This is a genomic window from Caulobacter sp. GW821-FHT10A10 (assembly GCF_059415745.1).
Genome location: NZ_JBWKNV010000003.1, coordinates 215,940 through 240,266, shown reverse-complemented (window position 1 = coordinate 240,266; position 24,327 = coordinate 215,940). Strand labels below are relative to the sequence as shown.

The following is a 24,327-nucleotide window of genomic DNA, read 5'->3' as shown; positions in this document are numbered from 1 at the left end:
CGCCTTCGGTTGAATAGTTGGGAGGTCGATTTTCGACTTCAAGGGGTGCGTCATTCAGTTTCGGAATCGCTTGATCGCGGTTCGCGTGCGGCTAAGGTCGGCGCGCCCGGAACGCGGGCCGACGACGGAGACAGACGCCATGCCCGCCCGCCGCCACTTGCTCATTCTCGCCGCCCTTGCCGCGCTCGCGCCCGCCACCGGCGCCCTGGCCGCCGACGCGGCTCTGAAGACCGCCATCGCCGCGCCCGACCGCACACCCGCCAGCGTCGCCCGGGACGGCGCCCGTCACCCCTATGAGAGCCTGGTGTTCTGGGGGCTGAAGCCCGGCCAGACGGTGATCGAGGTCTCGCCCGGCGGCGGCTACTGGACCGAGATCCTAGCGCCCTACGCCAAGGCCACCAAGGGAACCTACGTGGCCGGCGTCGCCGACCTGGCCAATCCCAAGACCTCGGACGGCGCCCGCAAGGGCCGCGCGGCTTTCGAGGCGCGGTTCGCCGACGAGGCCAAGTACGGCAAGGTCAAGTTCGTCGATTTCGGACCGGTGGCCGCGCCGCTGGGCGCGCCGGGCTCGGCCGACCTGGTGCTCACCGCCCGCAACGTCCACAACTGGACCATCCAGCCGGGCGTCGCCGACAAGCTGTTCGCCGACTTCTTCGCCGTGCTGAAGCCGGGCGGCGTGCTGGCGATCGAGGAGCATCGCGCGGATCCGGCCGACGAGAAGAGCGCCGGGGCCAACGGCTATCTGTCGACCGCCACCGTCGTGGCCCTGGCCGAACGGGCCGGCTTCAAGCTCGACGCCAAGTCCGAGATCAACGCCAATCCCAAGGACACCAAGGATCACCCGTTCGGTGTCTGGACCCTGCCGCCGGTGCGCCAGTCGGCCCCCTCGGGCCAGCCGGCCGATCCGAACTTCGACCGCGCCAAGTACGACGCCATCGGCGAGAGCGACCGCATGACCCTGCGCTTCCGGAAGCCGGCGTGATCGGTCGAGGCGGGCGTCTTTTGGCCAAGGTCGCGGCCTAGGCTGGATCCATGCGTAGAGGGGGAGTGATGGATCCAGCGTATTCGTGGTCGCGTCGCGGCCTGATCGCCGCTGCCGGAGCCGCCGGCGCGGCGGGCCTCGTCGGTTGCGGCCGCAAGAAGGACGAACCAGCCAAGGCGCCCGCCGCCAAGCCTGCTGAACCCAAGGGCGGCGCCTCGACCCTGGCCGGCGCCGTGGCCGGCGAATGGCGCACGCCCGCCGACAAGGCCCGCGACGCTGCGCGCCATCCGGTGCAGAGCCTGGAGTTCTGGGACGTCCGTCCCGGCCAGACCGTGGTCGAGTTCTGGCCTGGCGCCGGCTGGTACACCGAGATCCTGGCCCCGTTCCTGGCGTCCACCGGCGGCAAGCTTTACGAGGCTGTGCTCGAGGCTGATCCCGCCGATCCCGCCGCCGCCGAGATCGTCGCCGCCTATCGCCGCAAGCTGGAGGACAAGCCCAGGCTCTACGGCAAGGTCGAGATCACCACCTTCGGCCGGGGCAGCGGCCCCGTCGCGCCGGCGGGAAGCGTCGATCGCGTGCTGTTCCTGCGCAACCTGCACAACTGGATGGCCGGCGGCATCGCCGAAAAGGCCTTCAAGGACGCGCTGGCGGCGCTGAAGCCCGGCGGGATCCTGGGCGTCGAGGAGCACCGGGGCGAGCCCGGCCGCGTGCAGGATGTGCTGGCCGCCGACGGCTATGTGCAGCAGGCCTATGTCGAGCAGCTGGCCAAGGAGGCCGGGTTCGAACTGGCCGGATCCAGCGAGATCAACGCCAATCCGAAAGACACCAAGGACCATCCGTTCGGCGTCTGGACCCTGCCGCCGACCCGCCTGTCGGCGCCGCGCGGCGAGCCGGCCGAGCCCGACTTCGACCACGCCAAGTACGACGCCATCGGGGAGAGCGACCGCATGACCCTCAAGTTCGTGAAGCCGAAATGAGCCGCCGCATCGCCAGGCGCGCGCTGGTCGCCGCCGCCGTCCTGACCCTGGCGGCCGGTTCGGTCGCCTTGGCCCAGGGCAACAAGGTCGCCCCGGCGGACAAGGTGTTCGGCTACCTGGAGAACTTCCTCAAGGTCCCGGCACCGGAGCGTTCGCGCACCCGCGTGTCCTACCGCGTGACCCGCGACGGCAAGCCCGCCGAGGGTCTGAAGGCCATGCTGGTCGAGGCGGGCGGGGCGCGTACGCCGCTGCCGATCAGCGCCGACGGCCGTTTCGAGCGCCTGCCGACCCTGGCCCAGCTGCAGGGCGGGGCGAAGGTCGAGTTCGACGCGCCGGCCGACGCCAAGTTCGGTTCGACCCTGATCATCGAACCGGTGCTGAAGCCGGCGGCCGAGTACGAGGCCGGCGAGCTGAAGGTGGTCCTGGACTCCACCAACGGCGTCATCGGCAGGGCGGCCGGGCCCATGGCCATGCTGGCGCCGAAGATGACCGGCTTCAGCTTTCCGGGCGCTTCCGGCGGGGTCGTGGTCGGCGCCGACGGCAAGACGCAGGCCCTGCCGCTGTCGGGCAAAGCCCCGATCTACCGGCTTTCCGACTTCAAGGGCGCGACCCGCATTCGCCTGTCCGGCGCGCCTTCGCAGGTGCGCTTCATCCAGAGCAAAAAATAGGGTGGAGAGCGTCTAAACGGTGTTTACTTGCGCGCCGCGCCCGGCCAGGGTGCACGCCAAGTTCTCACGCGCATTATTGAACGCGCAAATAAGAGGGAGATCGCGTTTCATGGCCACTCTGCAGGAAATCACCGACAAGATCAAAACCGCCGTCGGCGACGACAGCGGCCTCGGCAAGAGCCTGAAGTTCGACCTGAAGGGCGAAGGCGTCATCCTGATCGATGGCGGTTCGGTCACCAACGACGACGGTCCGGCCGACCTGACCATGACCCTGTCGAAGGAAGACTTCCTGGCTATCGGCGCCGGTTCGCTGGACCCGACCATGGCCGTCATGACCGGCAAGCTGAAGCTGTCGGACATGGGCGCGGCGATGGCGCTGCAGTCCAAGATGGCGGCGCTGTTCTCCAAGCTGCGCTAAGCCGATGGGGGAGCCCGCGCCTCTGGTCTCGATTCCCGAGGCGCCGGTTCCCGATCACGGCCAGGCCGAATGGTTTCGCGGCGCGGATGGGGCGACCCTCCGCGCCGCGATCTTTTCGCCTGAAGGCCAGGCGCGCGGATCGGTGGTCGTCAGCCCCGGCCGCAGCGAACCGATCGAGAAGTACTACGAGGTCGTCTCCGACCTTCTGGCGCGCGGCTTCGTCGTGCTGGTGCACGACTGGCGAGGGCAGGGGCTCTCGCACCGCATGCTGCCCGACCGGCTGAAGGGCCACGCGGCGGGCTTTCACGACTTTCTCGGCGACTACAAGGCTCTGCTGGCCGCCTTTGAGGCGCGTCTGCCCAAGCCCTGGATCGCTCTCGGCCACTCGATGGGCGGCTGCCTGACGAGCCTCGTTCTGGCCCATGGCGAGACCCGCTTTTCCGCCTGCGTGCTGTCGGCCCCGATGCTGGGCCTGAACAGCGGCGCCACGCCGGCCTTCCTGGCGCGGGGCCTGGCTTGGCTGGCCGCCCGCACGCCGCTGCGGGGCGACTATGTGCTGGGCGACGTGGGCGATCCGTTCAAGCACGTCTTCCCGCAGGACGCCCTGACCCACGATGCGGCTCGCTACGCCCGTCATCAGGCCCAGATCCGCGCCAACCCGGATATCGCGCTCGGCGGCATCACCTGGGGCTGGACCGATTTTGCGTTCACCGCCTGCGACTGGCTGGCCCGCGCGCCGGGCATCGAGGCCATCGCCATCCCGGTGACCATCGTCGGGGCGGGGATCGACACCCGGGTTCTGACCTCGGCCCAGAAGGCGATCGCCGCCCGCATTCCCAAGGGCCGCTACCTCGAGATCGAGGACGCCTTCCACGAGATCCTGATCGAGACCGACGACCGCCGCGCCCGCTTCTGGGCGGCGTTCGACGAGACGGTCGATCCGGTCGCTCCGCGATGAGCACGTGGCGGCCCAAGCAGGCGGTGCGCGTCGTCGCCATCGGCCTGCTGCGCTTCGAGGACCGGCTGCTGGTCGCCGAGGTGCGCAACGACGACGGCTCGGTGAAGGGCTGGCGGCCGTTGGGCGGCGGCGTCGAGTTCGGCGAGACCTCGGAACAGACGCTGCGCCGGGAGTTCCTGGAGGAGACGGGCTTTGCGATCGAGATCGCCGGCCCGCCGACGGTGATCGAGAACCTCTACGAGCATGAGGGCCACATCGGCCACGAGATCATGTTCGTCTACGAGATCACGACCTCGGATCCCAAGGCGATCGAGCGCGACCGCTTCCTGATCAACGAGAACAGCCAGGACGTCTGGGTCGAATGGCTGGCGGTGGAGCGGTTCGCCGCCGGTGAGCGGCTGCTGCCGGATGGGCTCAAGCTCTGAGATCCTCCCCCTCTGGGGGAGGTGGCCCGGAGGGCCGGAGGGGGGACGTTTTCAGCTTTCGAGGCGGCGGCGGGCTCATCAGCCACACCCCCCTCCGTCGGCTTCGCCGACACCTCCCCCAGAGGGGGAGGATCTTTATTTCGCCGACCTTTTCAGCGCCACGAGCGCCTCGTCGAGCACGCGCTGGTCGCCGGCGATGGCCATCTGGCCGCCGTGCTGGCCGATGGGAGCGCCGCGCCAGTCGGTGACGACGCCGCCGGCGCCTTCGATCAGGGGGATGGCGGCCTCGACGTCCCAGCTCTTCAAGCCGGCCTCGATGACCATGTCCATCGTGCCGGCCGCGACCATGGCGTAGGCGTAGGCGTCGCAGCCCAGGCGGGCCAGCTTGGCGGCAGCGCGCACCTGGCGCCAGGCGCCCAGCTCGGCGCCGTCGAAGCAGGCTTCCGGATCGGTGGTGGCGATGATGGCGTCGGTCAGCACGGCGCACGGACGCACGCGCAGGGCCTTTTCGCCACCGCGCGCCAGCAGGCGCGAGCCGAGGGCGGGCGAGCCGACATAGAGCTCGCCGATATAGGGCTGGCCGATCGAGCCCAGCACGGGACGGCCCTGATGGCGCAGGCCGATCAGGGTGGTCCACAGGGGCAGGCCCGAGATGAAGGCGCGCGTGCCGTCGACGGGGTCCAGCACCCAGACGAACTCGGCGTCCGGGCGGTCCTCGCCGTATTCCTCGCCGATCACCCCGTGCTCGGGATAGCGCTCGGAAATCAGCTTGCGGATCGCCGCTTCCGCGCCGCGGTCGGCCTCGGTCACCGGGTCGAACGCCGCGTGGCTTTCGCGCGGCAGGTTCTTGCCCGCCGCCTTGTCCTCCAGCCCATGGTCGGACCGGAACAGCGGCAGGATCGCTCCGGCGGAGGCGCTGTTGAGCTCGACGATGAAGGCGTCGAGGGCGGCGATGCGATCGGCGGAGAGCGTCATGGGCAGGGCTTTAGCCTGCCCTGGCCCGCGACGCTACTCCACTGAACCGCCCAACTGAAGCGTGGGTCAGGCTTCGATCTGCTCGACGCCGTTCAGCGACTTGGCCAGGTCCAGCAGGCGGCGGCGCGGACGCTCGCCGAGCAGGTAGTAGGCCCGGATCAGGTCGATCGTCTCCTTGCGGGCGAACATCTCGCCGCCTTCGGAGTCGTTGTGCGCCGGCGCGGTCTCGCGGGCGGCGACGTTCGACAGCCCGTCGTAGAAGTAGCCGACCGGCACTTCCAAGGCTTCGGACAGCTGCCACAGGCGCGCGGCCGAGATGCGGTTGGCGCCGCACTCGTATTTCTGGATCTGCTGGAAACGGACGCCCACGGCGCCGGCCAGTTGTTGTTGGGTCAGGCCCAGCAGCCGGCGACGGCGGCGAAGACGCTTGCCCAGGTGAGTGTCGATGTCATTGCCCATGATGGACCCTTGACCCCCGATGGCTTTTCCCCCGTCCCGAAACGGAACGGTCTGCCCTGACAGCCGCAAGTCGCGCGCCAAGCGAGGCCGAGTCGCCTGAAAGCACCGAAAGGAGCCAGTCATGGTCCCGATTGCGGCGATTTCTGGGTGATAAAATCAGACGATTTCAAAGACTTAAGATCGGGTGTTGCCTTGGGGTGACTTCCGTTCCGCGCTGTCCCGCTCTAGTAAGGGGCGATGTCCCAAGTCCGCGCTTCCCGCACCCAAGATTTCCTGTGGCGTATCGAGGCCATCGGCTACGACCTGTTCATGGGCCTGTTCCGGATGCTGGGCGTGGACGCGGCCTCGGCCCTGGGCGGCTGGTTCGGGCGCACCTTCGGTCCGCTGAGCGGGGCCCACAAGGTCGCCGACCGCAACCTGCGCCTGGCCTTCCCGGAAAAGGACGCCGCCTGGCGCGCCGGCATGCTGCGCAAGCAGTGGGACGGGCTGGGCCGCACGTTCGGCGAGTTCCCGCTGATGGACAAGCTGCTGCCCTCCACGGGACGGGTGGAAGTGGTCAACGCCGAGCGCCTGGCCCAGATCGCCCGCGACAGCGAGCCGGTGGTGTTCGTCTCGGGCCACCTGTCGAACTGGGAGGTGATGCCGGCGGCCATCGTCGATTCCGGGGTCACCTGCCAGATGACCTACCGGGCGGCCAACAACCCCTATATCGACGAGCGCATCAAGCAGAGCCGGTTCCGCTACGGCGTGCGGCTGTTCGCCCCCAAGGGCGGGGACGGCGCCCGCGAGCTGCTCGACGCCATGAAGCGCGGCGAGTCGGTGGCGCTGATGAACGACCAGAAGTTCAACGGCGGCGTCGCGGCCCCGTTCTTCGGCCACGACTCGCGCACCGCGCCGGGGCCGACGCGCCTGGCGATCCGCTTCGGCACCGTGCTGCAGCCGATGTCGGTGCAGCGCACCAAGGGCGCGCGCTTCCGGGCCGTGGTCCACGATCCCATCGTCCCGCCCAGCACCGGCGATCGCACGGCCGACATCGAGGCCGGCGTGCGGATGATCAACGCCTTCATGGAAGACCGCATCCGCGAGCGTCCGGAAGAGTGGTTCTGGGTCCACCGCCGCTGGCCCAACGAGGTCTATGCGGCGCTGCTGGCGGGTGAGATCCCGACGAACTGAGACCTTATACTCCCGTCATTCCCGCCCTTGTGGCGGGAATGACGGGAAAATAGGTAGGTGGCTGTCGAGCTAAAGCTCGATCGCGCCCTTGTCGGTGCCGCGGCGGAACGGGCCGCCGTAGTGCGGGTCCTGGCGGCGGCGGCGGCAGGGGCCGAAATAGTCGCTGCTGCGGATGAACGGCCGAGGCTTGAAGATCACCATGTCGATGCGGTCGAGCAGCGAGCGGGCCGTGACCGGCTTGACGACGATCTCGGTGACGCCGGCGTCGCGCGCCTCGAACACCCGGTGGCGCTCCGCGAAGCCGGTCAGCATGATGATCGGCAGGAACGGGTCGGTGCTGTCGGGCGAGTTGCGCACCAGCTGGGTGAACTGCACTCCGTCCAGCGGCGACATCTTGAAGTCGACGATGGCGATGTCGATCTGCCGATCCTTGAGGATCTGCAGGCCCTCGGCCCCGTCGATCGCCTCGTGCACGTGGCGCACGCCCACGCCCTTCAGGATCGTGCTGACGATGGCCCGCATGTGGTGGTTATCGTCCACCAGGAGGAAACGGAGCTTGTCTAGCACCGCGGACATGCGGGTTTACGCCTCATACGCGAAATTCAGGGCGGGCTGGGGATAACCATAACGACAGGGGGCTGTCGATAGGGGCTGTCCCCAAATGGTGAAGTTTGCGCCGTTCACTGTCGCATTCCCGCGTCAGCCACCCACAGACTGGGGTCGAGATTGCGGTCGCGCCACTTCAGGCGCCAGCAGAGGTGCGGACCGGTCGCCCGACCCTCCTTGCCGACCGCGCCGATCCGCTCGCCCTGGGCCACCCGCTGGCCGGGAGTCACGTCGATGCGGGAAAGATGCAGATAGGCGCTGATCAGGCCCTGGCCGTGGTCGATCAGGATCAGCCCGCCCTCGAAGTGCAGGCCGGTCTCGGCGAAGGCGACGACGCCGGCCGCCGGGGCGACCACGGGCGTGCCGACCGGCGCGGCCAGGTCGACGCCGTAGTGCGGGCGCTTGGGCTCGCCGTTGAGGATGCGCTGGCCGCCGAAGCTGGAGGAGCGGCGCGTGGCCTTCACTGGCCAGATGAAGCCGGTGCGGAAGAAGTCGCCGTCGGCGCGGCTGAAGAAGCCCGTCGCCTTGCGCGCGCCCTCGGCGGCGATGCGGGCCAGCAGGGCCGGATCGTCGGGCGTGACCTGCGACGGCGGCAGGCCGTCGATGCGCTGGATGTCGAAGGTTCCGGGCGCGATCGCCACGCGATGGCTGGCTGAGCCGTCGGGCGTCTGCACGGTGATCTCGGCGGTCGGCGGGGCGTCGCGGTCGAAGCCGACCACGAACCAGCCGTCGGCCGAGCTCTGGGCGACCGCAACGCCGTCCACCAGCACGTCGGCGCGGGGCGCGGTGCGGCCGACCGCATAGCCGCCCTGTTGCAGGCGGCCGTTCAGCGTCAGGCCGGGGGCCGCGGCGCGGGCGGAGAAGGCGAGGGGAAGGGCGGCGCCGACCAGGACGGCGAGAAGCCCCCGGCGGTTCAGGCCTTGGTCTCCTGCCAGCGCTTCAACGCCTCTTTCGGCGTGGCGTAGGCTTCCTGCAGCTCGGGGCTCCAGTAGCGCAGGGCCTCCAGCGGGATCTTGGCGCCGGTGACGGCGCAGACCACGTACTGGCCGGGGCTGAGAACGGCGAAGTCGCCGTCGCCATAATGCAGGACGGCCAGGCCGGATTTGCCGATGTCGCGATCGTAAGCGTTCATGGGACTCTTCTACGCCAAAGCGCGGGACTAGAACAGATCGCCCTGGCCGGGCGACGGCGGGGGCGCGGGTTTCGGGCGCGGAGCGGGCTTGGGCGCCGCCTGCGCGGCGGGAGCGGGCGGGGGAGGCGGCGGCGTCGAGCCTTCGCCGTCGATCACCGCGTCGCGCTCGCCCAGCTTGAACTTCAGGTTCACGCGCTCGCCGGCGGCCAGGTCGGCGGCCGAGCGGGCCAGGGTCCCGTCCATCTTGCGGACCAAAGCAAAGCCAAGCTCCAGCGGCCGTTCCGGGTTCAGCGACTGGCGCAGCTTGTCCAGGCCCGCCAGGCGGTCGGCCTCGCGGTCGAGGCGGCGGCGGGCGACGGCGTTGAGGCGATCCCACAGGGCCGGCAGGCGGGCGTGCTGGGCGGCGCGCTCGGGCGCGCGGCGGGCGGCGAGATCCAGGCGGCGCGACAGGTCGGACAGGCGCTCGGCCTTGGCCTGGCGTTGGCGGGCCAGGGCCTCGGGTGACAGGCGGGCGGTGACCTTGAGCAGGTCCTGGGCGTGGACCGAGGTGTTGCGGGCCAGGGCCGCGTCCAGCCGGCCGGCGGCGATGTCGAACCGCTGCTGGGCCAGCGCCAGTAGGTCGTTGGGGCGGGGCAGGCCGCGCGCGGCGGCTTGAAGACGCGTGCGGCGCTCCTCGACCACCCGGCCGGCGCAGCGCGACAGGCGGCGGTCGTAGTCGGAAACGAGGCCCCGCAGCTCGGCCAGCACGGGCGTGGCCATCTCGGCGGCCGCCGTCGGGGTGGGCGCGCGGCGGTCGGAGACGAAGTCGATCAGGGTGGTGTCGGTCTCGTGGCCGACGGCCGAGATCAGCGGAATGGTCCCTTCCGCCACCGTGCGGGCCAGGGCCTCGTCGTTGAAGGCCCAGAGATCCTCGACCGAGCCGCCGCCGCGCGCGACGATCAGGATGTCGGGGCGCGGGACCGGGCCTCCCGGCTGCAGGGCGTTGAAGCCGCGGATCGCCCCGGCCACCTGGCCGGCGGCGGCGTCGCCCTGCACGACCACTGGCCAGACGATGACCCGGCAGGGCCAGCGGTCGCGGATGCGGTGCAGGATGTCGCGGATCACCGCGCCCGTGGGGCTGGTGATCACCCCGACCACGGCCGGCATCGAGGGCAGGGGTTTCTTGCGCTCGGCCGCGAACAGGCCCTCGCCGGTCAGCTTGGCCTTCAGCCGCTCCAGCTGCGCGAGCAGGGCGCCGACGCCGGCGGCCTCCATGCTGTCGATGACGATCTGGTAGCGCGAGCCGGCCGGATAGGTGGTGATCTTGCCGGTGACGATGACCTCGAGCCCGTGCTCGGGCCGCACGCCCAGGCCCCGCACATTGCCCTTCCAGACCACGCCGTCGATGGCGGCCTTGTCGTCCTTGATGGTCAGGTAGACGTGGCCGTTGGAGTGGTGGGTGACCTTGCTGAGTTCACCGCGCAGCCGCACGAAGCCGTAGCGGTCTTCCAGCGTGCGCTTCAGCGCGAAGGCCAGTTCCGAGACGGAATAGGCGGGCGCGTTGGAATCGGGTGCGAGGTCGGTCATCGCGGACAACATAAAGCCCTCCCCGCGGAACGGGGAGGGCTGCATGGCGAGAGCGCCTTGCCGACGCTTCTCTTCTTGTTCGTATCCCTCTCGAAAGCCCGGCGGACCGGGCCTTCGGCGCGCTCTTGAGGCAGAGCACGCCCGGGCGGGTTAGCCGCCTACACCTAACCCTGGCGCGCTCTAGATGTAGCGGCGCAGCGAGCGGGCGAGCTCGGTGGCGCCGCCCTTCTTCTTGGTCTGCTGCGGCTGGTAGGCCACTCGGGCGTGCTCGACGCAGTAGGGGCCTTCCGACGAGCGACGCCCGCAGAAGGTGAAGCCGTCCGACGACGGGTCGCCGATCGGCCACTTGCACATGTGGGCGCCGAGGGTCAGCACGGTGGCCGAGCCCGGGGCTTCGTTGCGCAGGACCGGAACCGACGGCTGCTGGTGGGCGGCGACCGGAGCCGGGGCCGGAGCGACCGGTTCGGCGGCGACCACGCGGCGCGGCGCGGCCGGCATGGCGGTGGCGGCCGGACGAGCCGGGCGCGGCGCCTTGAAGGCCGGGCGAGCCGGTTGCGACGGCGCGGCGCGACCCGACAGGCCCAGACGATGGACCTTGCCGATCACGGCGTTGCGGGTGACCCCGCCGAGTTGTTTGGCGATCTGGCTGGCGGACAGCCCGTCCAGCCAAAGCTTCTTGAGGGTGGAGACCCGTTCGTCAGTCCAGCTCATGGCCTTCTCCGCCTAAAAAAGGCGCCACGACGAGAACCCCACCTCGCCATGACCCTACATCTGGTGTACAGCACGCCCCGCCGGCGGCTGACCTACCACATAGTGTAAAGAATGCGTTAAGACGCACAATAGGCGCCAGGTACTCTGTCCACAGAAACAATATATTGATTCTCGAAGCGGGACGCTTGCGCCCGACCCTTCCCAGGCGCACATGGCGAAGGAATTTCCAGGATCGAGCCGATGAGAGACATGGCAGACAGCGTCGTTCCGCCGCAGCCGCGCGACTATCATGGCTGGAACTGGAGCGGGTTCCTCACCCTCTACCAGCGCGAGATCCGCCGGTTCTGGAAGGTGGGCATGCAGACCGTGGCCGCCCCGGTGGTGACCACGCTGCTCTACATGCTGGTGTTCGTGGTCGCGGTCGGCGCCAGCCGCCCGGCGGTCGAGGGCGTGACCTTCGGTCATTTCGTGGCGCCTGGCCTGATCATGATGGCGGTGCTCAACAACGCCTTCGCCAACTCGTCCTCGTCGCTGATCCAGGCCAAGATGATGGGCCTGACCTCGGACTTCCTGACGCCGCCCCTGACCCCGCTGGAGCAGGTGGCGGCCTTCGGCCTGGGCGCGGCGACGCGGGGCGTGGTGGTCGGCGCGGTGACGGCCGCCGTGATCGGCGTGCTGCCTGGGGCTGGCCTGCAGATCTCGCACCTGTGGGCGATCTTCTATTTCGCGATCGGCGCGGCCCTGATCCTGGGCCTGGCCGGCGTGCTGGCCGGCCTGTGGGCCGAGAAGTTCGACCAGCTGGCGGCGGTGACCAACTTCGCCATCATGCCGATGACCTTCCTGTCGGGCACCTTCTACCTGGTCGACAAGCTGCCCGAGCCGTTCCGCACGGCCAGCCACTTCAACCCGTTCTTCTACCTGATCGACGGCTTCCGCTACGGCTTCATCGGCCACGCGGACGGCAGCATCGCCATTGGCGTGGTGGTCACGGCGGTGCTGACGGTCGGTCTCTTCCTGTGGTGCTGGGCGTTGTTCCGCAGCGGATATCGTCTGAAGAGCTGAGGCGGCTCTCTCCAAAAAGACCCCCACGTTCGTCATCCCGGAAAGCGCGTAGCGCTTATCCGGGACCCAGGGGACTGGGCTCAGCAGTCAAGTCAGGCGCTGTGGGCGGTGGCCGTCGCGGTGCGGCGGCCCCTGGGTCCCGGGTCTGCGGCGCATTGCGCCTTCGCCCGGGATGACGCGTTTTGGCGGGCGAAGGGGTTGTGAACCTACCGCCCCACGCCCTTCACCAGCACTTCCACCCCGCTGGTCGGGCCGTCGTTGATGACGGCGATGTGGGTGTCGTTGATGAAGCGCAGCTGGCCGTCCACCTCCACGCGGGCGGACACCGAGTAGCGGTGGTTGGGAACGATCGACGCCGGGTCGTAGGCCAGCTTGAACGCCACGGGCGGGGCGCGCGTCCCTTCGATCACGTCCTCGGCCAGCACCTTGGCCGGGGCGTCGGCCAGGCTGACGTCCTGCAGGCGGACGATCACCTTGGTCGTCGGCGGCAGCATGAGCCGCTCGCGCCAGACCACGGTCCCGGTGACGGCGGCCGGAGCGGGCGGGGCGGTCGTCGAGGCGCAGCCGATCAAGGCGGCCGAGGCGAGCAGGGTCAGGGCGAGGGCGGCCTTCATCGCGGATCCTCCGAGCATCTCCCCCTGCCCAAGGCTTAGGACGGATCGCTCGGCGGTGGCAAGGTAGCGGTCCCGCGTCGCCAGGGTGTGTCTCCGGCGCCCTGACGTCCAAAATTCACGGTCATTTCATTGACAGACCGGGACTTCCCGCCGACAACGTCGGGCCTTCCAGTCCCCGCGCGAAAGCCCGGGGGCTTCTTGCCTTTTGGGAGGCCGCTTTGAGCACTGCGACGTCGTCGAACCCCTCGCAACACCACATCATGGGCGTCTACAGCCGCGCCCAGCTGGCGTTCGAGCGAGGCCGAGGCGCGCGCCTGTTCTCGACCACCGGCGAAGAGTACCTGGACTGCGTGGCGGGCATCGCCACCTGCGGCCTGGGCCACGCCCACCCGACCCTGGTCGAGGCGCTGAAGACCCAGGGCGAGAAGCTCTGGCACGTCTCCAACATCTACACGATCCCCGAGCAGGAAGTGCTGGCCGACAAGCTGTGCGCGGCCACCTTCGCCGACGTGGTGTTCTTCACCAACTCGGGCACCGAGGCGATCGAGTGCGCCCTGAAAGCCGCCCGCCGCTATCACGCCGTGGCCGGCAATCCGGAGCGGATCGACATCATCGGCTTCGACGGCTCGTTCCACGGCCGCTCGTACGCGGCGGTCAACGCCTCGGGCAACGCCGGCTATCTGGACGGTTTCGGCCCGCGCCTGCCGGGCTTCATCCAGCTGCCGTTCGGCGACCTGGAGGCCCTGAAGGCCGCCATCGGCCCGACCACGGCCGGCGTCATCATCGAGCCCGTGCAGGGCGAGGGCGGGGCGCGGTCGCTGACCGAGGCCCAGCTGGTCGAACTGCGCGAGATCACCCGCGAAGCCGGCGTCCTGCTGATCTTCGACGAGGTGCAGAGCGGCATGGGCCGGACCGGCAAGCTCTTCGCCCACGAGTGGGCCGAAGGCGCCGAGCCCGACATCATGTGCGTGGCCAAGGCCCTGGGCGGCGGCTTCCCGGTCGGCGCCTGCCTGGCCTCGACCGAGGGCGCGCGCGGCATGACGCCGGGCACCCACGGCTCGACCTACGGCGGCAACCCGCTGGCCATGGCGGTCGGCGCGGCGGCCTTCGATGCGATCAACACGCCCGAGATCCTCGACAACGTGAAGACCATCGCCGGCTACTTCACCCAGCAGCTGAACGGCCTGAAGGACCGCTTCCCGGACGTCGTGCTCGACGTGCGCGGCAAGGGCCTGCTGATCGGCATCAAGCTGGCCTCGAACAACCGCGAGTTCATGGCCCTGGCCCGCGACCAGAAGCTGCTGGTGGCCGGCGGCGGCGACAACTGCGTGCGCCTGCTGCCGCCGCTGAACCTGACGCTGGCCGAGGCCCAGGAGGCCGTGGCCAAGCTCGAAAAGACCTGCGAGGTCGTCCGCGCCCAAGCGGCCGCCTGATCGCATCCCTGACCCGACGCCTCCGTCCCTGCGGCGGAGGCGTCCACTTCAGCTCATTCCGGAAAGGTGGCCTGAGATGACCGCCCCCCGCCACTTCATCGACCTCTGGAAGCTCGACGGCGCCACGCTGCGCCTGATCCTGGAGGACGCCAAGGCCCGCAAGACCGCGCGCAAGGGCTGGCCCAAGGGCCGCGTCGACGCCGACGCGCCGGCCAAGGACCATGTGCTGTCGATGATCTTCCAGAAGAACTCGACCCGCACCCGCTTCTCGTTCGACGCGGCCATGCGCCAGCTGGGCGGCTCGGCGATCATCTCGACGTCGTCGGACATGCAGCTGGGCCGCGGCGAGACCATCGAGGACACCGCCAAGGTGCTGTCGCGCATGGTCGACGCGGTGATGATCCGCGCCAACAGCCATGCCGACGTCGAGCGCTTCGCCCAGGTCTCGACCGTGCCGGTGATCAACGGCCTGACCGACAAGAGCCATCCCTGCCAGATCATGGCCGACATCCTCACCATCGAGGAGCATCGCGGCGACATCGGCGGCAAGACGATCGCCTGGGTCGGCGACGGCAACAATGTCTGCTCCAGCTTCATCCACGCCGCCCCGCTGCTGGGCTTCGAGCTGAAGATCGCCTGCCCGAGCGTCTATCACGCCGACCTGCACGACCTGGCCCGCGCCGCCGGCCTGAACGGCAAGGTGACGATGATGGAAGACCCCAAGGAGGCCGTGCGCGGTTCCGACGTGGTCGTGGCCGACACCTGGGTCTCGATGGGCGACACCGACCATGACGAGCGCCTCAAGGCCCTGGAGCCCTACCAGGTCGATGACGCCCTGATGGACCTGTCCAACGACGGCGTCTTCCTGCACTGCCTGCCGGCCCACCGCGGCGAGGAAGTCACCGACGCCGTCCTCGACGGCCCGCGCTCGCTGGCCTGGGACGAGGCGGAGAACCGCATCCACGCCCAGAAGTCCGTCCTGGCCTGGTGCTTCGGCGCGATCGGCTGACCATGGCCAGGATCGAGCTCGACAAGGACGTCCGCGAGGCTGTCCTGCGCAAACTGACGCTCTACATGCGCGACGAGCTCGATCGGCCGGTCAGCGGGCTGGAAGTCGGCTTCCTGCTCGACTTCCTGTCCGAAACGCTCGGCCCGGCCTTCTTCAACCAGGGCGTCCGCGACGCGCAGACCCTGATGCTGCAGAAGCTCGACGACGTGGTCTACGAGATCGAGAAGTCCCTGGACTGATCCCTCTCCCCTTGCGGGAGAGGGTGGCCTCCCGAAGGGAGGTCGGGTGAGGGGTCTCTCAAAAGCAAAACGCCGCGACAGCTGATCGGCTGTCGCGGCGTTTTTCGTGGGGGCGACCCCTCATCCGTCGGCTTCGCCGACACCTTCTCCCGCAAGGGGAGAAGGAGATTACCGCCGCTTCCCGCGCCTTACCCCCTTGGGCAATCCGCCGCGCGGCTTCACCGCCGCCTGACGTCGTGCGCCCAGCCTCGGCCGGGGCAGGTTCGGATCGGCCGGCACCGGGTCGCTGAGCATCTCGAACAGCAGGCCGCCGGTCACGGGCGTGGCCTCGCGCAGGCGGATCTCGACCGACAGGCCCAGCGGCCAGCGCTTGCCGGTGCGCTCGCCGACCAGCGAGTGCAGGCGCTCGTCGTGGACGAAGTATTCCTCGCCCAGGTTCGAGATCGGCACCAGGCCGTCGGCGCCGGTCTCGTCCAGCTTCACGAACAGGCCGAAACGGGTCACGCCGGTGATCCGGCCGCTGAAGGTCGCGCCCACCCGGTCGGCCAGGAACGAGGCGATGTAGCGGTCGGTGGCGTCGCGCTCGGCGGCCATGGCCCGGCGCTCGGCATGGGTGATGACCTCGGCCGTGTCCTTGATGCGGGCGATGTCCTGGTCGGTCAGTCCGTCGTCGCCCAGCCCCAGGGCGCGGATCAGGCCGCGGTGGACGATCAGGTCGGCATAGCGCCGGATCGGGCTGGTGAAGTGGGCGTACCTGGCCAGGTTCAGGCCGAAGTGGCCGATGTTGTCGCTGGAATAGTGGGCCTGCATCTGGGTGCGCAGGACCACCTCGTTGATGATCGCCGCGTGGGCGCTCTCGCGGGTGTCTTCCAGCAGCTTGTTGAAGCGCGAGGTCTGCGGCGCCTCGCCCTTGTTCCAGCGGATCTCCAGGGTCTGCAGGAAGTCGGCGAGGTTCTGCAGCTTCTCCAGGCTGGGCGTGTCGTGCACCCGGTAGATCAGCGGCGAGCGCTTGGCTTCCAGGCTTTCGGCGGCCGAGACGTTGGCCTGGATCATCATCTCCTCGATCAGCTTGTGGGCCTCAAGGCTGGCGCGGCGGGTGATCGAGGCGATCTCGCCGTCCTTGGTGATGACGATGCGGCGCTCGTCGCTCTCGATGGCCAGGGGCGAGCGCTGCTCGCGGCCCCTGCCCATCAGGCGGAAGGCCTCCCACAGCGGCGTCAGGATCGCGTCCAGCAGGGGCGGGGCCTTGTCGGGATCCTGGCCAGCCGGCGGCGGGGTTCCGTCGATGGCCGCCTGGGCCTGCTCGTACGACAGCTTGGCGGCGCTGCGCATCAGGCCGCGCACGAAGCGGTGGCTGGTCTTGCGGCCGGTCTTGTCGAACACCATCCGCACGGCCAGGGTGGCGCGGTTCTCGCCCTCGCGCAGCGAGCACAGGCCGTTCGACAGGGTCTCGGGCAGCATCGGCTCCACCCGGTCGGGGAAGTAGACGCTGTTGCCCTTGTCGCGGGCGTCGCGGTCCAGGGCCGAGCCCGGGCGCACATAGGCGGCGACGTCGGCGATGGCGACCCAGACGATCCAGCCGCCCTTGTTGTTCTCGGCGTCGTCGGGATGGGCGTAGACGGCGTCGTCGTGGTCGCGGGCGTCGACCGGGTCGATCGTCACGAACGGCAGGTCGCGCAGGTCCTCGCGGCCCGCCAGCGTCGGTTCCTTGGCGGCCTTGGCCTCTTCCTCGGCCTCTTCGGAGAAGCCGGTGGGGATGCCGTGGCTGTGGATGGCGATCAGCGAGGCGGCGCGTGGGTCTTCCTCGTTGCCGACCTTCTCCAGAATGCGGCACGGCTTGGGACCATAGCGGCCGGCGTGGCCGGCCTGCTGCACGACCACCAAGTCGCCGTCCTTCAGGTCTGTCACGCCCGGCTGACCGGGATCGAGGACGTAGCTGTCCTTGGACTTGCGATCGACCGGCTGGACGCGGATCTCGCGGCGCTCCTTGCGGATGACGCCCAGCACCTTGTGGGCGCTCTGGCCCAGGCGCTTGATCAGGCGGGCCTCGTACTCGCCGCTTTCCAGCTTCTCGAAGCGCACCAACAGGCGATCGCCGAGGCCGGGCGCGCCGGCGGCGGCCTCGCGGCGGTCGGGGGCCAGGCGCACGAGGGGGACGTCCTCATCGGCCTTGGTCAGCTTGACGAACAGGTCGCCGTCGGCGTCGCGCTCGATGACGTCGGCCACGCCGACCGGGGGCAGGGCGCCGGCCTCGGCGAGGCCGCGACGGCCGCGCTTGCCCAACTGGCCCTGGGCTTCCATCTCGCGGATCATTTCGCGCAGGGCGCGGCGATCGGCGCCCTTCAGGCCGAAGTGACGGGCGATGTCGGCCTTGGCGGCCTCGCCCGCGTCGCGCAGGAACGCCAGCAGGGTTTCCTTGTCGGGCAGGCCGGCGGGCGGACGGTCCTTGGCCGCGACCTTGTGGGAGGCGGTCTTGGGGCGCGCGGTCTTCGGAGAAGCGGTCTTGGGAAGGCGAGGTTTGGCCATTCCCCTCGTCTAAGCCGTTTCCCGGGCGAAGGAAACGAGGAGAACCTAGTAGAGGTCCTCGATCCGCTGCGGCGCCTGCTGGGCCGGCGGGACCTCGGGCTTCTTCTCGGCCGGGGCGGGCGTCGTCGGGGCCGGCGGGGCCTCGACCACCGGCGGGGTCTCGGCCGCCACCGGCTCGGGGGTCTCCTCGACCGGCTTGGTCACGGGCGGGGGAGGCGGCGCCTCCACCTCGACCGCGGCCGGCAGGGCGTCCTTGACCGGCACGCCCGACACTTCGGCCAGCGGCGCGGTCGAGACCGCGTCGGCCGGCTTGCCGGTGTCCAGCGCGCCGCGTAGCCCCAGGACGAAGCCCACGACGCTGACCGCCGACAGCAAGACCACCACCAGCGGCAGCGGCAGAGGACGTTCGAGCGTGGTCATGGCCAAAGTCTACTCCCCCCGACTGCCCTTCGTCACGCTTCGGTCTTGGCCGCGGCCTTCTTGGCGGCCGGCTTCTTGGCCGCCGGTTTCTTTGCAGCGGCCTTCTTCGGCTTGGCCTCGGCGTCGTCGCCCTCGGCCTTTGCGGCTTTCGCAGCCTTGGCCGGAGCCTTCTTCGGCGCGGCCGCCTTCTTGGCCGGCTTCTTGCCGCCGCCCTTGGCGACGCGCTCGGCCAGCAGGGTCACGGCCTCGGCCAGGGTCAGGGCGGCCGGATCCGCGCCCTTGGGCACGTTGGCGTTGGTGTCGCCGTGCTTGATGTACGGACCAAAGCGGCCCGACAGCACGCGCACCGGCTTGCCGTCTTCCGGGTGGGCGCCCAGTTCGGCCAGGGCCGCGGCGGCCGCGCGTTGCGGACGCCCGCCGCCGGCCCGCTTGTCGGCCAGGATGGCGACGGCGCGGTTCAGACCGACGTCGAACACCTCTTCGGCGTTCTCCAGGTTGGCGTAGGTGCCGTCGTGCAGCACGAACGGCCCGAAGCGCCCGAGGCCCGCCGTGATCGTCTTGCCGTCGTCCGGATGCTGGCCCACCTCGCGCGGCAGGGACAGGAGGCGCAGGGCCTTCTCCAGGTCCAGCGCCGCCGGCGTCCAGCCCTTGGGCAGGGACGAGCGCTTGGGCTTCTCGCCCTCGGCCGCGACCTCTTCGACATACGGGCCGAAGCGGCCGTTCTTCAGCCACACGGCGCGGCCGGTGGCGGGGTTGATGCCCAGTTCCTTGTCGGCGCTCTCGGCCTCGCCGTCGCCTTCGGCCACGCCCAGCTGGCGAGTGTAGCGGCATTCCGGATAGTTCGAGCAGCCGATGAAGGCGCCGAACTTGCCGGTCTTCAGCGACAGCATCCCCGTGCCGCAGGTCGGGCACAGGCGAGGGTTCGACCCGTCGCCCTTGTCGGGGAAGATGTGCGGGCCCAGGGCGTCGTTCAGCGCGTCGAGCACGTTGGTGGTGCGCAGTTCGGCGATCTCGCCGACGGCGGCGTGGAAGTCCTTCCAGAATTCGCGCAGGAATTCCTTCCAGTCGAGCTGGCCGTCGGAGACGAGGTCGAGCCGCTCTTCCAGCGAGGCGGTGAAGTCGTATTCCACGTAGCGGCGGAAGAACTGCTCGAGGAACGCGGTGACCAGGCGACCCTTGTCCTCGGGGATGAAGCGCTGCTTCTCCATCCGCACGTATTCGCGGTCGCGCAGCACGGTCAGGACCGAGGCGTAGGTCGACGGACGGCCGATGCCCAGCTCTTCCATCTTCTTGACGAGGCTGGCTTCGGAATAGCGCGGGGGCGGTTCGGTGAAGTGCTGGTCGGCGCGGGCCTCGATGACCTTGGCCGCGGCGCCTTCGACGATGGCCGGCAGGCGGGCGCTGTCTTCGCCCTCCTCGTCGTCGCGGCCTTCCTCGTAGACGGCCAGATAGCCGGGGAACAGCACCACCTGGCCGGTGGCGCGCAGGCCGGTGCGGCCGTCGTGGCTTTCCAGGTCGACCGTGGTGCGCTCGATGCGGGCGCTTTCCATCTGCGAGGCGATGGTGCGCTTCCAGATCAGCTCGTACAGGCGGCCCAGGTCCGGATCCAGGCGCAGCGAGCCGGGGTTGCGGCGCATGCTGGTCGGACGGATGGCTTCGTGGGCCTCCTGGGCGTTCTTGGCCTTCGACTTGTAGAGGCGCGGGGCGTCCGGCACGTAGTCCTTGCCGTAGACGCTGCCGATCACCTCGCGAGCGTCGGCGATGCCTTCCGGCGCGATCGAGACGCCGTCGGTACGCATGTAGGTGATGAGACCCACGGTCTCGCCGCCGATGTCGATGCCTTCGTACAGCTTCTGGGCGGCCTGCATGGTGCGCTGGGCCGAGAAGCCCAGCTTGCGCGAGGCTTCCTGCTGCAAGGTCGAGGTGGTGAAGGGCGGGGCGGGCGAACGCTTGCCGGGCTTCTTCTCGACGGCCTCGACCTTGAAGGTGGCGGCCTGCACGGCGGCCTTGGCGGCGAGCGCCGAGGTCTCGTTGCCGAGATCGAACTTGGTGAGCTTCTTGCCGTCGTGCTTGACGAGGCGCGCCAGGAACGGATCGGAGCCAGCCGAGACGTCGGCGTCGACGGTCCAGTATTCCTGGGTCCGGAAGCGCTCGATCTCGATCTCGCGGTCGACGACCAGGCGCAGGGCCACCGACTGCACGCGGCCGGCCGAGCGCGAACCGGGAAGCTTGCGCCACAGCACCGGCGAGAGGGTGAAGCCGACCAGATAGTCGAGGGCGCGGCGGGCCAGGTAGGCCTCGACCAGTTCCATGTCGAGGTCGCGCGGGGCGCGCATGGCCTCGGTCACCGCCGACTTGGTGATGGCGTTGAAGGTGACGCGCTGGATCTGCTTGTCCTTCAGCGCCTTCTTCTTGTTCAGCACCTCGAGCACGTGCCAGCTGATCGCCTCGCCTTCGCGATCCGGGTCGGTGGCGAGGATCAGGCGGTCGGCCTTCTTCAGCGCATCGACGATGTCGGAGATGCGCTTGGACGACTTGGCGTCGACCTCCCAGCTCATGGCGAAGTCGTTGTCGGGCTCGACCGAGCCATCCTTGCTGGGCAGATCGCGGATGTGCCCGTAGGAGGCCAGAACCGTGTAGTCGGACCCGAGGTACTTGTTGATGGTCTTGGCCTTGGCCGGGCTCTCGACGACGACGACGTTCATTACGACTCTGGGCTTGGGAGGTTGGATCGCCCCCGAAGCGAACCAGGGGACGAGCGCCGGAAAGTGGGGGCGAGCCTATGACAATGTCAACGGCGGCTGTGCGAACCTTCGCAATTGCCCAAGTGTCGCCTGTCGACCTCTCTCTTTAGAGAGAGACCGTCATGCGGCTTGACCGTTGATCAGTCGGCGCACGGTTTCGGGATCGGCCGCGATGGCCTTCAGCAGGGCTCGGGCAGGCGCGTCCGGCGTCGTGCGCTCCTGTTCCCAGTCGCGGACGGTGGCCAGCGGAAGTTGAAAGGCCTCGGCGAACTCGACCTGGGTCATGCAGAGCTTCATCCTGATGCCTTTGATCAGGTTCACCCGCTTGAAGCGCGCCAATTCCTCCTTGGTGAGCGGCTGGGCGTCGGGATCGGACAGGGCCGCGGCCATCCGCTCTTCCTCGGTCATCGACCGCAGGCGCGCCCAGTCCGTGTCACCTTTGGGTGGGATTGGATTTTCCGCTGAAATAACGATCCGCTTCGTCCCGGGAGGCGGTGCGGGCCGAGATGAGCCGGTAGTGGGTTTCGTCATGGGCGATGGTCACCACGAACAACAGGTTTAGCGAACTCAGGCCGATGATCCGCAGTCGTTCTTCCTCGTAGTCGGAACGGTCGTCGATTTCCTCGATGCGGTGCTCGTCCAGAATCGCGAAACAGGCGTCCTCGAAGCTGACGCCATGCTTGGTGAGATTGGTGCGAGCTTTCTCGATGTCCCAATCGAAGGTGACTTCCATAGTACGGGTATCCAGTACTTAGGGCAATCAAATGTCTTTCAAACCCCCGCCACCATCCCTCCGGGCAGCAGCTCGGCCCGGTCGGCCAGGGCCAGCTCCACCAGCGCGGCCATAACCGCCGAGGTCGGGGCCTTGGTCGCCCGCACCAGTTCGTCGCGCGAGACGGGCGTGGGCGAGAGCAGGGCGGCCAGGCGTTCGCGCAGGGCGTCGTGGTCGAGGTCGTCGGCCGCGGCGTCGGGATCCCAGGTGCGGTCGCGCTCGCGCATCGAGGGCGAGGCCGACAGTGAGCGCAGTACGTCCTCGACGCCCTCGCACAGGATCGCGCCCTGGCGGATCAGGTCGTTGGGGCCCTTGGCGCGCGGGTCGAGCGGAGATCCCGGCACGGCGAAGACGTCGCGGCCCTGCTCGGCGGCCAGGCGGGCGGTGATCAGCGAGCCCGACTTCAGCTCGGCCTCGACCACGACGACGCCCAGCGACAGGCCCGAGATGATGCGGTTGCGGCGGGGGAAGTCCTTGGCCTGGGCGCGGCGCAGGGGCGCGCTCTCGCTGACGATGCAGCCGGCCTGCGCGATCCGGGCGTGCAGGGAGGCGTGCTCGGGCGGATAGATGTCGGCGACGCCGCCGCCGAGCACGGCGATCGTGCCGGTCGACAGCGAGCCCTCGTGGGCCGCGCCGTCGACGCCGCGCGCCAGGCCCGAAACCACGACGAGGCCGTGCTGGCCCAGCTCCGCCGCCAGCTGGCGGGCGAAGCGCTGGCCGGCGGCCGAGGCGATGCGGGCGCCGACGATGGCGATGCTGGACTGGGGCAGGAGCTCGTAGTGGCCCAGCGCCCAGATCACCGGCGGCGGGGGATCCAGGCTCGCCAGGCGGTGCGGAAAGTCAGGCTCGCAGGCGCAGATCAGGCGGGCGCCGAGGCGCGCGCCGTCATCGAGTTCACGCAGGACCTCGTCTTCGGGCGGCGGCCGCAGCGGGGCCGCGCGGCCCGCCCGACGGGCCAGGTCGGGCAGGGCGATCAGCGCCCGCTCGGGCGAGCCGAAGCGCTGAAGAAGATGATCGAAGGCGACGGGGCCGACCGTCTCGGTGCGCGCCAGGCGAAGCCAGGCCAGGCGTTCCTTGTCCGAGAGGCCCCGCGTCATCAGGCTTCCGGAGGCGGCGTTTCGGCCGTCTTCTTCTTGCCGATGCGGGGCTCCTCGCCCTTGAGCAGTCGGCGGATGTTGTCCTTGTGGCGGATGTAGATCAGCACCGCCATGAACAGGCAGAGGCCCAGGATCGGATAGGGGCGGTCGGTGGCCAGGGCGAAGGGGGCGGCCAGGGCCGCGGCGGTCAGGGCGGCCAGCGAGCTGATGCGGAAGAGGGCGGCGACGGCCAGCCAGGTCGCCGCGGCCAGCAGGCCCACCGGCCAGGCGGCGGCCAGCAGCACGCCGTAGAAGGTGGCCACGCCCTTGCCGCCGTTGAACTTCAGCCAGACGGGGAAGATGTGGCCGGCGAAGGCCGCGCCGCCGGCCAGGGCGACGATCGCCGGATTGCCGTGGCTCAGCAGGTGAGCGAGGCCCACCGCGACGGCGCCCTTGCCGCCGTCGCCCAGCAGGGTGATGGCCGCCAGGTCCTTGCGGCCCGAACGCAGCACGTTGGTCGCGCCGATGTTGCCCGAACCGATCTTGCGGATGTCGCCGGCCCCGCCCAGGCGCGTGGCGATCAGGCCGAACGGGATCGAGCCGAGCAGGTAGCCCCCGATCACGGCGATCGCGAGGGTCAGATAGACGACGGGGGCGAGGCTTTCCAAGAAATGCTACCTTTGCGCGAGCGAACCATGGCCAAGCTTGCCAGCGCTGGCAAGCCCGTTTGCGCTCCTTATAGCCGCTTCGCGCGCCGGTTCATGCTTCCGTTTAGGAAGCGGGGCTTGGGCGGCCGGGCCGGCGTGCTCTAATGGACGGCGTCATGAAGGATCCGCGCTACGCCCGTCTGATTCCCATCCTCGCCGCCGCCGTGCTCGGCGTGGGCGGAGCCCTGGCCCTGGCCCATTTCCTGGGCGGGCCGTCTTCCGCCGACAAGCCCGCGGAGACGCCCGCGCCCAAGCCGGCGCCGGCCAGGCCCGCTGACGTCGCCACGGAGCCGGCTACGCCGAGCACCTTCCTGTTGTCGATCCAGGGGATCGTGCTGGGACCCGACGACTATGTCGACGCCTTCGGTCTGAAGCTCTCCGGGGCGAAGGTGACCAAGGTCTGCCGTGAGCCGACCGGCTGGTCCGTCGATCCCGCGCGCGGCGGAGCGGGGCTGGACGGCCAGGCCTCGGTCGGCGCCGCCTTCCTCGACCGGGACCATATCGGCGACCTGCGCGGCCTTGCCCTGGTCGAGGTCGTCGCTGGCGACGCCTCGGCGGTCGGCGTCTCCGGCTCTGCCCAGGTCGGCGTCTATGGCGACATGGGCGAGGCCCGCCAGATCAAGCTCGACCACGCCCGCGTCGCCCTGGTTCCTGCCGAGGGTTGCCCGGGCTAGC

At 69.6% G+C, this 24,327-nt stretch carries 27 protein-coding genes; 12 read left to right on the top strand and 15 right to left on the bottom strand.

What is annotated here, in order from left to right:
• Positions 1-139 precede the first annotated feature (139 nt).
• The 6 genes from AC07NS_RS10445 (at position 140) to AC07NS_RS10420 (ending at position 4,428) form a co-directional block, all read left to right on the top strand.
• Positions 140-982, top strand: coding sequence for a class I SAM-dependent methyltransferase (locus AC07NS_RS10445; RefSeq protein ID WP_494603034.1), 843 nt, complete (start codon positions 140-142; stop codon positions 980-982).
• A 68-nt stretch (positions 983-1,050) separates the two neighbouring features.
• Complete coding sequence (locus AC07NS_RS10440) at positions 1,051-1,959, top strand: class I SAM-dependent methyltransferase (RefSeq protein WP_494603033.1); 909 nt, start codon at positions 1,051-1,053, stop codon at positions 1,957-1,959.
• Positions 1,956-2,627 carry a hypothetical protein gene (locus AC07NS_RS10435; protein WP_494603032.1) on the top strand — a complete coding sequence of 224 codons (672 nt, stop codon included), beginning with the start codon at positions 1,956-1,958 and terminating at the stop codon, positions 2,625-2,627. The genes AC07NS_RS10440 and AC07NS_RS10435 overlap by 4 nt, the downstream gene beginning before the upstream one ends.
• A gap of 109 nt (positions 2,628-2,736) precedes the next feature.
• Positions 2,737-3,045: an SCP2 sterol-binding domain-containing protein gene (locus AC07NS_RS10430; protein ID WP_110119043.1), complete on the top strand. Its 309-nt coding sequence runs from the start codon at positions 2,737-2,739 to the stop codon at positions 3,043-3,045.
• Positions 3,046-3,049: 4 nt separating this feature from the next.
• Positions 3,050-4,003, top strand: coding sequence for an alpha/beta fold hydrolase (locus AC07NS_RS10425; protein ID WP_494603031.1), 954 nt, complete (start codon positions 3,050-3,052; stop codon positions 4,001-4,003).
• Entirely contained in the window at positions 4,000-4,428 is a 429-nt protein-coding gene (locus AC07NS_RS10420; protein WP_494603030.1) for an NUDIX hydrolase, read from the top strand. Before AC07NS_RS10425 ends, AC07NS_RS10420 begins: the two co-directional genes overlap by 4 nt.
• Before the next feature lie 135 nt (positions 4,429-4,563).
• Here the strand turns inward: AC07NS_RS10420 and hisN are convergent, their stop codons facing one another.
• Together hisN and AC07NS_RS10410 are read right to left on the bottom strand one after the other, a co-directional pair.
• Positions 4,564-5,403, bottom strand: a complete 840-nt coding sequence (gene hisN / locus AC07NS_RS10415; RefSeq protein ID WP_494603029.1) for a histidinol-phosphatase — start codon at positions 5,401-5,403, stop codon at positions 4,564-4,566.
• Between the two features lie 66 nt (positions 5,404-5,469).
• Positions 5,470-5,862, bottom strand: a complete 393-nt coding sequence (locus AC07NS_RS10410) for a helix-turn-helix domain-containing protein (RefSeq protein ID WP_494603028.1) — start codon at positions 5,860-5,862, stop codon at positions 5,470-5,472.
• 237 nt (positions 5,863-6,099) lie between these two features.
• Between AC07NS_RS10410 and AC07NS_RS10405 the strand changes: the two genes are divergently transcribed.
• A complete protein-coding gene (locus tag AC07NS_RS10405; RefSeq protein WP_494603027.1) occupies positions 6,100-7,035 on the top strand; it encodes a lysophospholipid acyltransferase family protein in 936 nt (311 codons plus the stop codon).
• A gap of 69 nt (positions 7,036-7,104) precedes the next feature.
• Here AC07NS_RS10405 and AC07NS_RS10400 read toward each other — a convergent pair whose 3' ends face one another.
• From AC07NS_RS10400 to gcrA, 5 genes are all read right to left on the bottom strand, one after another.
• Positions 7,105-7,611, bottom strand: a complete 507-nt coding sequence (locus AC07NS_RS10400; RefSeq protein WP_494603026.1) for a response regulator — start codon at positions 7,609-7,611, stop codon at positions 7,105-7,107.
• 104 nt (positions 7,612-7,715) lie between these two features.
• On the bottom strand, positions 7,716-8,576 hold the full coding sequence (locus tag AC07NS_RS10395) for a M23 family metallopeptidase (protein ID WP_494603473.1): 861 nt from the start codon (positions 8,574-8,576) through the stop codon (positions 7,716-7,718).
• Complete coding sequence (locus AC07NS_RS10390) at positions 8,555-8,773, bottom strand: DUF2093 domain-containing protein (RefSeq protein ID WP_494603025.1); 219 nt, start codon at positions 8,771-8,773, stop codon at positions 8,555-8,557. The genes AC07NS_RS10395 and AC07NS_RS10390 overlap by 22 nt, the downstream gene beginning before the upstream one ends.
• Before the next feature lie 27 nt (positions 8,774-8,800).
• Complete coding sequence (xseA, locus tag AC07NS_RS10385) at positions 8,801-10,339, bottom strand: exodeoxyribonuclease VII large subunit (RefSeq protein ID WP_494603471.1); 1,539 nt, start codon at positions 10,337-10,339, stop codon at positions 8,801-8,803.
• A gap of 180 nt (positions 10,340-10,519) precedes the next feature.
• Positions 10,520-11,050: a cell cycle sigma 70 cofactor GcrA gene (gene gcrA, locus AC07NS_RS10380; protein ID WP_492854676.1), complete on the bottom strand. Its 531-nt coding sequence runs from the start codon at positions 11,048-11,050 to the stop codon at positions 10,520-10,522.
• 240 nt (positions 11,051-11,290) lie between these two features.
• Between gcrA and AC07NS_RS10375 the strand changes: the two genes are divergently transcribed.
• The gene (locus tag AC07NS_RS10375; RefSeq protein ID WP_492854675.1) at positions 11,291-12,112 is read left to right on the top strand and encodes an ABC transporter permease; all 822 of its coding nucleotides are present in this window, start codon (positions 11,291-11,293) and stop codon (positions 12,110-12,112) included.
• A 206-nt stretch (positions 12,113-12,318) separates the two neighbouring features.
• Here the strand turns inward: AC07NS_RS10375 and AC07NS_RS10370 are convergent, their stop codons facing one another.
• A complete protein-coding gene (locus tag AC07NS_RS10370; protein WP_494603024.1) occupies positions 12,319-12,726 on the bottom strand; it encodes a YbaY family lipoprotein in 408 nt (135 codons plus the stop codon).
• Between the two features lie 218 nt (positions 12,727-12,944).
• Here AC07NS_RS10370 and AC07NS_RS10365 point away from each other — a divergent pair, with 218 nt between their 5' ends.
• The 3 genes from AC07NS_RS10365 (at position 12,945) to AC07NS_RS10355 (ending at position 15,407) form a co-directional block, all read left to right on the top strand.
• Positions 12,945-14,159 carry an aspartate aminotransferase family protein gene (locus tag AC07NS_RS10365; protein ID WP_494603023.1) on the top strand — a complete coding sequence of 405 codons (1,215 nt, stop codon included), beginning with the start codon at positions 12,945-12,947 and terminating at the stop codon, positions 14,157-14,159.
• A 76-nt stretch (positions 14,160-14,235) separates the two neighbouring features.
• Positions 14,236-15,168 (top strand): ornithine carbamoyltransferase, encoded by a 933-nt coding sequence (argF, locus tag AC07NS_RS10360; protein WP_487292453.1) that lies wholly within the window; start codon positions 14,236-14,238, stop codon positions 15,166-15,168.
• A gap of 2 nt (positions 15,169-15,170) precedes the next feature.
• On the top strand, positions 15,171-15,407 hold the full coding sequence (locus tag AC07NS_RS10355) for a DUF2164 domain-containing protein (protein WP_494603022.1): 237 nt from the start codon (positions 15,171-15,173) through the stop codon (positions 15,405-15,407).
• A gap of 168 nt (positions 15,408-15,575) precedes the next feature.
• On the opposite strand, the gene rnr is transcribed toward AC07NS_RS10355, so the two are convergent.
• From rnr to plsY, 7 genes are all read right to left on the bottom strand, one after another.
• Positions 15,576-17,933, bottom strand: a complete 2,358-nt coding sequence (gene rnr / locus AC07NS_RS10350; RefSeq protein ID WP_494603021.1) for a ribonuclease R — start codon at positions 17,931-17,933, stop codon at positions 15,576-15,578.
• Positions 17,934-17,978: 45 nt separating this feature from the next.
• On the bottom strand, positions 17,979-18,353 hold the full coding sequence (locus AC07NS_RS10345; protein WP_110119059.1) for a hypothetical protein: 375 nt from the start codon (positions 18,351-18,353) through the stop codon (positions 17,979-17,981).
• Between the two features lie 32 nt (positions 18,354-18,385).
• A complete protein-coding gene (gene topA / locus AC07NS_RS10340; RefSeq protein ID WP_494603020.1) occupies positions 18,386-21,058 on the bottom strand; it encodes a type I DNA topoisomerase in 2,673 nt (890 codons plus the stop codon).
• Between the two features lie 159 nt (positions 21,059-21,217).
• Positions 21,218-21,487, bottom strand: a complete 270-nt coding sequence (locus tag AC07NS_RS10335; RefSeq protein WP_494603019.1) for a helix-turn-helix domain-containing protein — start codon at positions 21,485-21,487, stop codon at positions 21,218-21,220.
• 43 nt (positions 21,488-21,530) lie between these two features.
• Complete coding sequence (locus tag AC07NS_RS10330; protein WP_494603018.1) at positions 21,531-21,830, bottom strand: BrnT family toxin; 300 nt, start codon at positions 21,828-21,830, stop codon at positions 21,531-21,533.
• Positions 21,831-21,868: 38 nt separating this feature from the next.
• Positions 21,869-22,966, bottom strand: a complete 1,098-nt coding sequence (dprA, locus tag AC07NS_RS10325; RefSeq protein ID WP_494603017.1) for a DNA-processing protein DprA — start codon at positions 22,964-22,966, stop codon at positions 21,869-21,871.
• Positions 22,966-23,613, bottom strand: coding sequence for a glycerol-3-phosphate 1-O-acyltransferase PlsY (plsY, locus tag AC07NS_RS10320; protein WP_494603016.1), 648 nt, complete (start codon positions 23,611-23,613; stop codon positions 22,966-22,968). Before plsY ends, dprA begins: the two co-directional genes overlap by 1 nt.
• Before the next feature lie 155 nt (positions 23,614-23,768).
• Between plsY and AC07NS_RS10315 the strand changes: the two genes are divergently transcribed.
• On the top strand, positions 23,769-24,326 hold the full coding sequence (locus AC07NS_RS10315) for a hypothetical protein (RefSeq protein ID WP_494603015.1): 558 nt from the start codon (positions 23,769-23,771) through the stop codon (positions 24,324-24,326).
• Position 24,327 lies beyond the last annotated feature (1 nt).